The sequence below is a fragment of the Streptococcus sp. oral taxon 431 genome (assembly GCF_023115445.1).
Taxonomy (GTDB): Bacteria; Bacillota; Bacilli; order Lactobacillales; family Streptococcaceae; genus Streptococcus.
Window position 1 is genome coordinate 50,493 of sequence record NZ_JALDUI010000013.1, and the last position, 11,643, is coordinate 62,135.

General features: G+C 41.0%; 13 protein-coding genes. 10 read left to right on the forward strand and 3 right to left on the reverse strand.

The features are described 5' to 3' along the window. Nucleotides 1-4: 4 nt before the first annotated feature. From M1R56_RS07450 to M1R56_RS07465, 4 genes are all read left to right on the forward strand, one after another. Nucleotides 5-340, forward strand: coding sequence for a MazG nucleotide pyrophosphohydrolase domain-containing protein (locus tag M1R56_RS07450; protein WP_248035414.1), 336 nt, complete (start codon nt 5-7; stop codon nt 338-340). Between the two features lie 71 nt (nt 341-411). Continuing rightward, nucleotides 412-930: a ribosome maturation factor RimM gene (rimM, locus tag M1R56_RS07455; RefSeq protein WP_248035415.1), complete on the forward strand. Its 519-nt coding sequence runs from the start codon at nt 412-414 to the stop codon at nt 928-930. Then, a complete protein-coding gene (gene trmD / locus M1R56_RS07460; RefSeq protein ID WP_248035416.1) occupies nt 920-1,639 on the forward strand; it encodes a tRNA (guanosine(37)-N1)-methyltransferase TrmD in 720 nt (239 codons plus the stop codon). Before rimM ends, trmD begins: the two co-directional genes overlap by 11 nt. 12 nt (nt 1,640-1,651) lie before the next feature. Further along, nucleotides 1,652-1,990 carry an ATP cone domain-containing protein gene (locus M1R56_RS07465; RefSeq protein ID WP_001196044.1) on the forward strand — a complete coding sequence of 113 codons (339 nt, stop codon included), beginning with the start codon at nt 1,652-1,654 and terminating at the stop codon, nt 1,988-1,990. Between the two features lie 30 nt (nt 1,991-2,020). Here the strand turns inward: M1R56_RS07465 and M1R56_RS07470 are convergent, their stop codons facing one another. Continuing rightward, a complete protein-coding gene (locus M1R56_RS07470; protein WP_248035418.1) occupies nt 2,021-2,341 on the reverse strand; it encodes a hypothetical protein in 321 nt (106 codons plus the stop codon). Between the two features lie 98 nt (nt 2,342-2,439). Here M1R56_RS07470 and M1R56_RS07475 point away from each other — a divergent pair, with 98 nt between their 5' ends. Continuing rightward, complete coding sequence (locus M1R56_RS07475) at nt 2,440-2,655, forward strand: YdbC family protein (RefSeq protein ID WP_000807425.1); 216 nt, start codon at nt 2,440-2,442, stop codon at nt 2,653-2,655. A 51-nt stretch (nt 2,656-2,706) separates the two neighbouring features. Here the strand turns inward: M1R56_RS07475 and M1R56_RS07480 are convergent, their stop codons facing one another. Next, a complete protein-coding gene (locus M1R56_RS07480) occupies nt 2,707-3,246 on the reverse strand; it encodes a biotin transporter BioY (RefSeq protein WP_248035420.1) in 540 nt (179 codons plus the stop codon). A 335-nt stretch (nt 3,247-3,581) separates the two neighbouring features. Continuing rightward, nucleotides 3,582-4,928, reverse strand: coding sequence for a glutathione-disulfide reductase (gene gor, locus M1R56_RS07485; RefSeq protein ID WP_248035422.1), 1,347 nt, complete (start codon nt 4,926-4,928; stop codon nt 3,582-3,584). 239 nt (nt 4,929-5,167) lie between these two features. Between gor and M1R56_RS07490 the strand changes: the two genes are divergently transcribed. From M1R56_RS07490 to M1R56_RS07510, 5 genes are all read left to right on the forward strand, one after another. Continuing rightward, complete coding sequence (locus M1R56_RS07490; protein ID WP_248035424.1) at nt 5,168-6,355, forward strand: efflux RND transporter periplasmic adaptor subunit; 1,188 nt, start codon at nt 5,168-5,170, stop codon at nt 6,353-6,355. Continuing rightward, entirely contained in the window at nt 6,339-7,040 is a 702-nt protein-coding gene (locus M1R56_RS07495; protein ID WP_248035425.1) for an ABC transporter ATP-binding protein, read from the forward strand. The genes M1R56_RS07490 and M1R56_RS07495 overlap by 17 nt, the downstream gene beginning before the upstream one ends. 1 nt (nt 7,041) lies before the next feature. Further along, nucleotides 7,042-8,301, forward strand: coding sequence for an ABC transporter permease (locus M1R56_RS07500; RefSeq protein ID WP_248035427.1), 1,260 nt, complete (start codon nt 7,042-7,044; stop codon nt 8,299-8,301). A 136-nt stretch (nt 8,302-8,437) separates the two neighbouring features. Next, a complete protein-coding gene (metG, locus tag M1R56_RS07505) occupies nt 8,438-10,435 on the forward strand; it encodes a methionine--tRNA ligase (RefSeq protein ID WP_248035429.1) in 1,998 nt (665 codons plus the stop codon). 103 nt (nt 10,436-10,538) lie between these two features. Continuing rightward, complete coding sequence (locus tag M1R56_RS07510; protein WP_248035431.1) at nt 10,539-11,465, forward strand: aldo/keto reductase; 927 nt, start codon at nt 10,539-10,541, stop codon at nt 11,463-11,465. The last annotated feature ends 178 nt before the right edge of the window (nt 11,466-11,643 follow it).

The window sequence follows — 11,643 nt, forward strand, 5'->3', positions numbered from 1 at the left end:
GGATATGAAGGATTTAACGTTTAGACAATTACAAGACTACTTACTCGAACATTACCAGCAGTCTCGGACTGAGGAAGGTCTTTTTATCAAGCTAGTGGAGGAAGTCGGAGAAGTGGCCGAGGTTTTGAATGGACGCTCTGGTCGAAAAGAAGGGGTTCAGGATTCTAACGAGGAACTTGCCAAAGAACTGGTTGATATCATTCACTACACAGTCGCAATTGCAGCCATCAACGACATTGATCTAACCAAGACCATTTTTGAAAAAGACAAAAAGGCAGCTATCAAATATCAGCATGAACGAGATTTGGAAGGATATTTAGAAGCCGAGGGTCAGAACTAGCTTTTTCCTCCAACTTGTGAAAATCCCTGGAACGTGATAAAATAAAGGGAGAAACATACACAGGAGATCAAATGAACTATTTTAACGTTGGAAAAATCGTCAATACGCAAGGTTTGCAAGGTGAGATGAGAGCCTTATCTGTGACGGATTTTTCGGAAGAACGCTTTAAAAAAGGTGCAGAGCTGGCCTTGTTTGATGAGAAGGATCAATTTGTTAAAACTGTGACTATAGCAAGTCACCGTAAGCATAAAAACTTTGATATCATCAAATTTAAGGATATGTATCACATCAATGATATCGAAAAATACAAGGGCTACAGTTTGAAGGTTGCGGAAGAAAACCTTAATGACCTGGATGAGGGTGAATTTTACTATCACGAGATTATTGGACTAGAGGTCTACGAGGGTGACAACTTGATTGGAACCATTAAGGAAATCTTGCAACCAGGGGCCAATGATGTTTGGGTAGTTAAGCGTAAGGGAAAACGTGATCTGCTTTTACCATATATCCCACCGGTCGTGCTCAATGTTGATATTCCGAATAAACGGGTTGATGTGGAAATCTTAGAAGGGTTAGACGATGAAGATTGATATTTTAACCCTCTTTCCAGAGATGTTTTCTCCACTAGAACATTCTATCGTTGGAAAGGCACGTGAAAAAGGGCTCTTGGATATCCAGTATCATAATTTTCGTGACTATGCTGAAAAGGCTCGTCATGTTGATGACGAACCCTACGGTGGTGGTCAAGGCATGTTGCTACGTGCGCAACCAATATTTGATGCCTTTGATGCTATTCAAAAGAAAAATCCGCGCGTGATCCTTTTGGATCCTGCTGGTAAGCAGTTTGACCAAGCTTATGCTGAAGATTTAGCACAAGAAGAGGAACTCATCTTTATCTGTGGTCACTACGAGGGCTATGATGAACGCATTAAGACCTTGGTAACAGATGAGATTTCCCTAGGTGATTATGTGCTAACTGGAGGAGAATTGGCGGCTATGACCATGATTGATGCGACGGTTCGCTTGATACCAGAAGTAATTGGGAAGGAAACCAGTCACCAAGATGATAGCTTTTCATCTGGGCTCCTTGAATATCCTCAGTACACTCGTCCTTATGATTATCGTGGAATGGTGGTTCCAGAAGTGCTTATGAGTGGGCATCATGAGAAGATTCGCCAATGGCGTCTCTATGAAAGTCTCAAAAAAACTTATGAGCGTAGACCAGATTTGTTGGAAAATTATGAATTAACAGTAGAAGAAGCTAAAATGTTAGCGGACATTAAAGAAAATACAAATTAAAAGGAGAAGCCTATGCAAGTCATTAAACGTGATGGACAAGTTGCCGACTTTGATCCAGATAAAATCTATCAAGCCATTCTCAAAGCTGCTCAAACGGTTTATGTTTTGACAGATGATTTACGTCAAAATCTAGCTCAGGTAACTAAGAAAGTTGTCTTGGATCTAGAAGAGGCAAAAGTGGAGCGTGCGACAATCAGCATGATTCAATCAATGGTTGAGCATCGCTTGCTTGGTGCAGGTTACATCACCATCGCTGAACACTATATCTCTTACCGTTTGCAACGGGATTTAGAGAGAAGTGGTTACGGAGAACATATTGCTGTTCATCTTCATTTTGAACAAATCCGTTAATAGAAAAGAGTGAGATGAAGAAAACTCATCTCACTCTTTCTTAAATCGATTTTTTTGGGCAGTTTGGACAGTTGAGGGAACAAAACTTATTTTTCGAATATCTGGGATTCGAATAATGCGGGTCACATTTTTTGCAAAATTTTTAACGATAATTTGCTGGCGGTCTGTATCAAATTTGATGATATCCCCTGTAAAACTTGTATCTGAAAAAATAATGTGGACAGCAGTTTTTTTCAGGAGTGCCTCTTTAATGGCACTTGTCAGGGAGTCAGCTTTGGAATGATCTGGTTCTTCTCGTCCGTTGAGAAATCCTTGGAATTTTTGTTGAATATGTTTAAATAAATCTTTCATCGGAGCCTCCCTTCTTTTTACCATTATTATATACAATTTTAAAAAAATCTACAAGATTTTACGAATAATCAAGTGAAGACAATTAAAAGGAGAATACAATGGCAGAATTTACATTTGAAATCGAAGAACACTTACTTACGCTCTCAGAGAATGAAAAAGGTTGGACCAAGGAAATCAATCGTGTCAGCTTTAATGGGGCACCAGCAAAGTTTGACATTCGTGCTTGGAGTCCAGACCACACTAAGATGGGGAAAGGAATCACCCTCTCAAACGAGGAGTTTCAAGTGATGGTCGATGCCTTTAAGAATCAATAAGCAATCATGTAAGAATAATCCAAAAGAAGCTGGGAAAAACCCGGCCTCTTTTTATTTGCTTGAAAAATAGGATTGAGTACGGAGACGTTGAAGGAGTGGTCGACCGATAAAACTGATGGTAAGGATTTTTGCAAGATCAGGAATGATAAAGGGAATGACACCGACAGCTAGTGCTTTATCAAAAGGCATGCCAGCAAGGAAGTGGAGGCTGAGAATACCACCAACAAAGACAAGGGAATCTCCCAAGAGATTTGCAAGAAAGATACGAATATAGCCACTTTTCTTATGGATAAGATAGGACGTAAGTCCAGCATAGACAAGGTCAAACCAAAGATAGCCAGCGCTTGGACCTACCAAAACATGAAAACCAGCTCCCCCACTGGCAAAGACAGGAATACCGATAGCACCCAGCAAGAGATAGAGACCAACAGAAAGAACGGCTTCCCTTGGTCTAAAAACAGTAGCAATGAGTCCGATAGCAAAGTTTTGTAGAGTAAACGGAACAGGTCCAATTGGGACACTGATTTGGGCTAATACTGCAATCAGAGCAGCTCCAATAGCAGGAATAGCGTAAATATGTGCTTTTTTCATAATAGTTAACCTCTTTTTTAATTTATAGTAACTATTATACTGGAAGGGGGATGATTGTCAACCTGTTTTAAAAATAAAGGTTACAAATCTGTAATGGCCGATTTAGAGAGAGCCGGAGGACAAGAGATTTTTCAAAACACAGGTAAATCTTATCAGTAATAAAAAGATGAGCCTTATGGAAGTTGGCTATCATATAGTGCAAACACTTAGGAATCCTGATGGGATGCTATTTTTAAGTGTTTTATAATTTGCTCTAATAAAAGAAAAAGATTGAAGAAAATGGTCCTAAATAGGCTTTTTCTTCAATCTGAGTGACCAAGATGGTCTTTTTTGTATTAACGCATGGTCACAAATTCTTCTGAACCTGTAGGATGGATAGCGACCGTCGCATCAAAATCAGCTTTTGTAGCTCCCATCTTGATAGCAACTGCAAAACCTTGAATCATTTCGTCGACGCCGTAGCCGATACCATGAAGGCCAACTACCTTTTCGTTCTCACCAGCTGTAATGAGCTTGAAGCGGGCTTCTTGACGGTGGCTAGTGACTGCTGAATACATAGAAGCAAATTTTGAAGTATAAACTTTAATGTTTTCTTGTCCATACTCTTTGATAGCTTCTTCCTCAGTCAGACCGACAGTTCCGATAGCTGGATGTGAGAAGACAACAGTTGGAATAGTAGTGTAGTCCATTTTAGCATTGGTTTTACCGTTGAAAAGTCTCTCGGATAGGGTACGACCAGCCTTGATAGCGACGGGAGTTAGTTCTTTCTCACCCGTGACATCTCCTAGAGCATAGATACCATCAACGACTGTATTTTGGTATTCGTCAACTTGAATGAAACCACGTTCATTGAGGGTAACACCTGCTTTCTCAAGCTGGAGCCCTTCAACATTTGGACGGCGACCAGTTGCCCATATAACTTGACTGGTAGTATGAGTGCTCCCATCTTCGAAATGAATGGTAATGCCTTGTTCAGTTTCTTCAAGTTTAGCAGGAACCTTATGGGTGTGGAGGTGTAATCCAGTATTTTCCATTTCTTGAACTAGACTCTCAACAATATAACTATCAAATCCACGGAGCGGACGCTCGCGACGGACGAATAAATCTGTCTGCACACCAAGGGTATGGAGCACGCCAGCTAATTCGACAGCAATGTAACCAGCACCCAGAATGGCTACAGAATCTGGCAACTTTTCCCAAGCAAAGACATCATCAGAACTACCACCTAGTTCAGCACCAGGAATGGTAGGAATACGAGGATGTGCCCCAGTTGCAATCACGATGTGCTTAGCACGGATCAACTCTCCATTGACACTAACAGTATGAGCATCAACGAACTCGGCGCGTCCTTCAATCAAATCAACTCCGTTACGCTTAAAGCTTCCACCATAAGAAGAGCGAGCACGATCAATATAGGCTTCACGATTTTTACGAAGCCTTGCATAATCAAATTCATTGCCAGTACTTGTAAAACCATAGTCAGGCCCATATTTGTGGATGCTCTCTGCGATTTGAGCACCGTACCACATAATTTTCTTAGGAACGCACCCAATATTGACACAAGTTCCACCTAATTTCTTTTCCTCAATAACTGCGGCTTTAGCGCCATGTTCACCAGCACGATTCATGGTAGCAATACCCCCGCTACCTCCACCGATAGCGATAATATCATATTCTCTCATAGAAAGCTCCTTTACTTGTTTTCTAGTCATATTCTATCTTTTTTTGGGAGTCAATGCAAAAATCTGCTACGCTTAAAAATTTTAAGAAAATGCTTGCAAAAATAAAAAAGAAAGTGTATTATATAACTAATACAACAATAAAAGGATCTTACAAATAAATTTGGATTGTTAGAAAGAAATTGTCCATTTTTGAGACTTGTGCTATAATCTTAATATATATTTGTAAAGAAGGAGTTCTTATGAAAAGAAAGAAAACAGCCAAGAAATGGCCTTTATATACTGCTATTGGGGTTGCAACAGCCATCGTAATTGGTGCTGGAGCTATTCTCCTATTTAGACAACCAAACCAAAGTGCAGCAATTGACGAACCTGCTAAAATCGCTGTAGCAAAAGAGGGAACGGTTGCTTCATCGGTTCTTCTATCGGGTAGTGTAACTGCTCAAAAAGAACAATATGTTTATTTTGATGGCAGCAAGGGAGATTTGGATGAGGTTCTAGTTTCAGTTGGTGATAAGGTAAGCGAGGGCCAGGCCTTAGTCAAGTATAGTAGCACAGAAGCCCAGGCTGCCTATGATGCTGCCAGTCGTGCAGTTGCTAAAGCTGACCGTCATATCAATGAACTGAATGAGTCTCGAAATACCGCCGCAGCAACACCTAACCTTCCGCAAGCAGGTCTAGAAGGAGCAACTGGACAAGCGCCAGCTCAGTCATCCGGTTCTGCCACAGCTGCTATTGATTCTCAAATCAGCGATGCTCGTGATGTGCGTGCAGATGCAGAAGCGCAACTCGAAAAAGCTCAAGCCCAGTTGAATGCTGCTACAGTATTGAGTACGGTGGAGGGAACAGTTGTTGAAGTGAATCGTAACGTTTCAAAATCTCCAACAGGAAATAGTCAAGTTTTGGTTCATATCGTAAGTAACGATAACTTGCAGATCAAGGGAGAGCTTTCTGAGTACAACCTTGCCAATCTATCTGTAGGCCAAGAAGTCACTTTTACTTCCAAGGTTTACCCAGATAAAACTTGGAATGGTAAGATTAGCTATATTTCAAATTATCCAAAAAATAACAGTGAAGCAAGTAGTAGCTTAGCTGCTTCAAACACAGGTTCTAAATATCCATATACAGTCGATGTAACTAGCGAAATCGGTGATTTGAAACAGGGCTTTACAGTCAGTGTTGAAGTGAAAAGCACTAGCAAAGCATTGATTGTTCCGATCACCAGCGTAGTCATGGAAGAAGATAAAAACTATGTTTGGATCCTTGATGAAAATCAAAAGGCCAAAAAAGTTGAAGTTGGATTGGGCAATGCAGATGCAGAAAATCAAGAAATCACATCTGGTCTGACAGATGGAGCAAAAGTCATCAGTAATCCGACAGCTTCCTTGCAAGAAGGAAAAGAGGTGAAGACTGATGAAGCAACTAATTAGCCTCAAAAATATCTGTCGTAGCTATCGCAATGGTGATCAAGAACTACTAGTCCTCAAGAATATTAACCTAGAAGTTCATGAGGGAGAATTTGTAGCAATCATGGGACCATCTGGTTCTGGGAAATCTACCCTCATGAATACCATTGGGATGTTAGATACCCCTACAAGTGGGCAGTATTTTCTAGCTGGAAAAGAAGTAGCTGGTTTGGGTGAAAAACAATTAGCCAAGGTTCGAAATCAGGAAATCGGCTTCGTCTTTCAACAATTCTTTCTCTTGTCCAAGCTCAATGCTCTTCAAAACGTAGAACTGCCCTTGATTTATGCTGGAGTTGCTGCATCAAAACGTCGCAAATTAGCAGAAGAGTATCTGGAAAAGGTTGAACTGACCGAGCGTAGCCATCACTTACCTTCGGAGTTGTCAGGTGGTCAGAAGCAAAGGGTTGCCATTGCGCGTGCTTTAGTCAACAATCCTTCGATTATCTTGGCAGATGAGCCTACTGGAGCGCTTGATACTAAAACAGGAAACCAGATCATGCAACTCTTAGTTGAACTAAATAAAGAAGGAAAAACCATCATTATGGTTACGCATGAGCCTGAAATCGCTGCTTACGCTAAGCGTCAGATTGTCATCCGTGATGGCGTCATTTCATCTGATAGTGGTCTCGTAGAAAAGGAGGAAAACTAAGATGCAGAATCTGAAATTTGCCTTTTCATCCATTATGGCCCACAAGATGCGTTCTTTCCTCACCATGATTGGGATTATTATCGGCGTATCATCCGTTGTCGTAATCATGGCCTTGGGCGACTCTATGTCTCGTCAGGTCAATAAAAATATGACCAAGTCCCAGAAAGATATCCATGTCTTTTTCTCACCTACAAAGAGTAAGGACGGTTCCTTTACACAAAGACAATCTGCATTAACCTTGTCTGGTGGTCAAGAAGAAAATTTTGTTGAACCACCAAAACCTCAAGAAGCATGGGTCAAGGAAGCTGCTAAGCTCAAGGGAGTGGATAGCTACTATGTGACCAACTCAGCCAATGTAACCTTGACTTATAAGGATAAAAAGGTCGAACACGCTAACATGACGGGTGGGAATGTCACCTATATGGATGCGGTCGAAAATGAAATCATTGCAGGTCGTGGCCTTAGAGCGCAAGATTATAAGGATTTCGCAAGTGTGATCATTTTAGATGAAGAGCTTGCCAATAGCCTTTTTGGTTCAGCACAAGAAGCTCTCAACCAAATTGTTGAAGTAAATGAAATCAGTTACCGTGTTATTGGTGTTTATGCAAGTAAGGAAGCTAAGGCTGCGAAAACATTTGGTGTCGGAGGACTACCAATCACGACCAATATTTCCTTAGCAGCTAATTTTAACACAGATGAGATTTCAAATATTGTCTTTCGTGTCAATGATACTAGCTTAACCCAGACTTTAGGACCAGAGTTGGCAAGAAGAATGACAGAGATTGCAGGTCTTCAACAAGGGGAATATCAAGTTGCAGATGCGTCTGCTGCCTTCCAAGAAGTTCAACAACTCTTTGGCTTCATAACAACGATTATTAGTGCCATTGCAGGGATTTCCCTTTTTGTCGGTGGTACTGGTGTTATGAACATTATGCTCGTTTCAGTGACAGAGCGTACCCGCGAGATTGGTCTACGGAAAGCACTAGGAGCAACTCGGGGTAATATTCTGGTTCAGTTCTTGATTGAATCCATGATTCTAACCTTGTTAGGAGGGGTCATCGGTCTGGTGCTGGCTGCAGGGGTGACTATGCTTGCAGGTGTCCTTCTTCAAAACATGATTGCAGGAATCGAAGTTGGCGTATCCATCCCAATCGCTCTCTTTAGTTTAGCTGTCTCAGCTGGTATCGGTATGATATTTGGTGTTTTACCAGCCAACAAGGCTTCTAAACTAGACCCGATTGAAGCCCTTCGATATGAATAAAATAAACAACAGGAAAAACAAGATGGACACTTGTCTATCTTGTTTTTTGTATGGATTTCCATTTCGAAAATCACTAAAAATATGGTATAATGAAGTGTTATAAAAACAGGTTTCATTTGCCTGGAAAGGAAATATTATGTCTGAAAAGAATTTTTATATTACAACACCGATTTACTATCCATCTGGTAAACTTCATATCGGTTCTGCCTACACTACCATCGCTTGTGATGTCCTAGCTCGCTACAAACGACTCATGGGCTACGATGTCTTTTATTTGACGGGTCTGGATGAGCATGGCCAAAAGATTCAACAGAAAGCTGAAGAAGCTGGTATCACGCCTCAAGCCTATGTTGACGGTATGGCAGTTGGCGTCAAAGAACTCTGGAAATTATTGGATATCTCATACGATAAATTTATCCGTACCACAGATGACTACCATGAAAAAGTGGTAGCACAAGTCTTTGAACGCTTGCTTGCTCAAGATGATATTTACTTGGGTGAATACTCTGGTTGGTATTCAGTTTCAGATGAGGAATTCTTTACAGAAAGTCAACTTGCGGAAGTTTTCCGTGATGAAGCTGGAAATGTAACTGGTGGTATCGCTCCATCAGGCCACGAAGTGGAATGGGTTTCAGAAGAGTCTTACTTCCTTCGCCTCAGCAAATACCAAGATCGTTTAGTTGAATTTTTCAAATCACATCCTGATTTTATCACTCCTGATGGACGTCTCAATGAAATGTTGAAAAACTTTATTGAGCCTGGATTGGAAGACTTGGCGGTTTCTCGTACAACCTTTACCTGGGGTGTACCAGTCCCATCAAATCCAAAACACGTTGTCTATGTGTGGATTGATGCCCTTCTCAATTATGCGACAGCTCTTGGTTATGGTCAAGAGGATCATGCTAACTACGATAAATTCTGGAATGGAACTGTCTTCCATATGGTAGGAAAGGATATTCTTCGTTTCCACTCAATCTACTGGCCAATCCTTCTTATGATGTTGGATATCAAATTGCCTGATCGTTTGATTGCCCATGGTTGGTTTGTCATGAAAGACGGCAAGATGTCTAAGTCTAAAGGGAATGTCGTATATCCTGAAATGCTAGTAGAACGTTATGGTCTAGATCCGCTTCGTTACTACCTCATGCGTAGCCTTCCAGTTGGTTCAGACGGAACCTTCACTCCAGAGGACTATGTAGGCCGTATCAACTATGAATTGGCAAATGACCTTGGTAACCTCCTCAACCGTACGGTTTCAATGATTAACAAGTACTTTGATGGTCAAATCCCTGCCTATGTAGAAGGTGTAACAGACTTTGACAATGCACTTGCTCAAGTGGCAGAACAATCAATCGCTGATTACCATACCTACATGGAAGCAGTTGACTATCCACGTGCACTTGAAGCAGTCTGGACCCTTATCTCACGTACTAATAAATACATTGATGAGACAGCTCCATGGGTACTGGCTAAGGATGAAGCTCTTCGTGAGCAATTGGCAAGTGTGATGAGCCACTTGGCAGCTAGCCTTCGTGTCGTAGCTCACTTGATTGAGCCATTTATGATGGAAACCAGTCGTACAGTCTTGACACAACTTGGTCTAGCAGAAGTTTCTAGCCTTGAAAACTTGAGCCTGGCTGATTTCCCTGCAGGTGTAACAGTAGTTGCTAAAGGCACACCAATCTTCCCACGTCTGGATATGGAAGAAGAAATCGCCTATATCAAGGAACAAATGGAAGGTAACAAGCCAGCCGTCGAAAAAGAATGGAATCCAGATGAAGTTGAACTCAAACTAAACAAGGATGAAATCAAATTCGAGGACTTCGACAAGGTTGAAATCCGTGTTGCTGAAGTCAAAGAAGTTTCTAAAGTGGAAGGTTCTGATAAGTTGCTTCAATTCCGCCTAGATGCTGGAGATGGTGAAGATCGTCAAATTCTCTCAGGAATTGCTAAGTACTATCCAAACGAACAAGAATTAGTTGGCAAGAAGGTACAAATCGTTGCCAACCTTAAACCACGTAAGATGATGAAAAAATATGTCAGCCAAGGGATGATTCTCTCAGCTGAACATGATGGCAAATTAACCCTTCTCACAGTTGATCCTGCTGTACCAAACGGAAGTGTGATTGGCTAAAATTTAAAAAGGACCAGTTTGAGCTGGTTCTTTTCTTTTGTGAGGTATCAGTTGATAAAAGAGGCATTCTGCTTTATAATGAAGAAAAACGGAGGAAGTTGCCATGAAATACATTCCATTCGGTCAAGAGAAAAGAGAATTGTCCGAAATCGTCCTAGGCATGATGCGAATCAGTGACAAGTCGGTCAAAGAAGTTGAAGAGCTGGTAGAAACAGCCCTATCTGTGGGAATCAACGCCTTTGACTTGGCAGATATCTATGGTCGTGGTCGGTGCGAAGAATTGTTGGGTCAAGTGTTAAACAATCGTCCTGACCTGCGTGAAAAGATGTGGATTCAGTCTAAGTGTGGCATTCGCATAGAAGAATTTACCTATTTTGATTTTTCAAAAGATTATATTTTAGAGTCAGTTGATGGGATTCTACAACGATTGCAGGTTGATTATCTAGATAGCTTGCTTCTCCATCGCCCAGATGCCTTGATGGAAGCTAACCAAGTGGCAGAAGCTTTTGATATTCTACAAAAATCAGGTAAGGTTCGAGACTTTGGTGTATCCAACCAAAATCCAATGATGATGGAATTACTGAAGAAAGAGGTTAAACAACCTTTATCTATCAATCAATTACAGCTAAGCGCAGCTTTCACGCCAGGTTTTGAATCAGGTTTCCATGTCAATATGGAAGGTGACAAGGCAGCTTTGCGTGATGGTAGCGTCTTTGAATACTGCAAACTGAATGATATGGTCATTCAGGCTTGGTCAGTCTTGCAGTTTGGCTATTTTAAGGGTAATTTTGTTGGAAAAGAGCAATTTCATGATCTAAATGAAGTTCTAAATCGACTAGCCTTAAAATACGGTGTAAGCCCATCAGCCATTGCTATCGCTTGGGTGTTACGCTATCCAGCCAAGATGCAAGCTGTAGTAGGGACAACAAATCCAAAACATTTGCTAGAAGCAAGCCAAGCAAGTAACTTTAGTTTGACTCGAAAAGAATGGTATGAGATTTACCTAGCAGCAGGAAATGATTTGCCTTAGAATTAAAACGAAATCCATTCAAGAGCGAGATTTTATCTCGCTCTCAGAACGAAGACAAACGTCATTTTTGGTGTTTGTCTTTTTCTGTTTTCAAAAATATTTTGTCTCATCATCTGATATTCCATTCAAAAATCGAATTTAGAACAAAATAAAAAGGGATATTCTCTATCCACTTCAC

Bases quoted from the DNA above. Each gene is read 5' to 3' on its own strand.
- M1R56_RS07450 (WP_248035414.1), top strand. From the start codon at position 5: ATGAAGGATTTAACGTTTAGACAATTACAAGACTACTTACTCGAACAT.
- rimM (WP_248035415.1), top strand. From the start codon at position 412: ATGAACTATTTTAACGTTGGAAAAATCGTCAATACGCAAGGTTTGCAA.
- trmD (WP_248035416.1), top strand. From the start codon at position 920: ATGAAGATTGATATTTTAACCCTCTTTCCAGAGATGTTTTCTCCACTA.
- M1R56_RS07465 (WP_001196044.1), top strand. From the start codon at position 1,652: ATGCAAGTCATTAAACGTGATGGACAAGTTGCCGACTTTGATCCAGAT.
- M1R56_RS07470 (WP_248035418.1), bottom strand. From the start codon at position 2,341: ATGAAAGATTTATTTAAACATATTCAACAAAAATTCCAAGGATTTCTC.
- M1R56_RS07475 (WP_000807425.1), top strand. From the start codon at position 2,440: ATGGCAGAATTTACATTTGAAATCGAAGAACACTTACTTACGCTCTCA.
- M1R56_RS07480 (WP_248035420.1), bottom strand. From the start codon at position 3,246: ATGAAAAAAGCACATATTTACGCTATTCCTGCTATTGGAGCTGCTCTG.
- gor (WP_248035422.1), bottom strand. From the start codon at position 4,928: ATGAGAGAATATGATATTATCGCTATCGGTGGAGGTAGCGGGGGTATT.
- M1R56_RS07490 (WP_248035424.1), top strand. From the start codon at position 5,168: ATGAAAAGAAAGAAAACAGCCAAGAAATGGCCTTTATATACTGCTATT.
- M1R56_RS07495 (WP_248035425.1), top strand. From the start codon at position 6,339: ATGAAGCAACTAATTAGCCTCAAAAATATCTGTCGTAGCTATCGCAAT.
- M1R56_RS07500 (WP_248035427.1), top strand. From the start codon at position 7,042: ATGCAGAATCTGAAATTTGCCTTTTCATCCATTATGGCCCACAAGATG.
- metG (WP_248035429.1), top strand. From the start codon at position 8,438: ATGTCTGAAAAGAATTTTTATATTACAACACCGATTTACTATCCATCT.
- M1R56_RS07510 (WP_248035431.1), top strand. From the start codon at position 10,539: ATGAAATACATTCCATTCGGTCAAGAGAAAAGAGAATTGTCCGAAATC.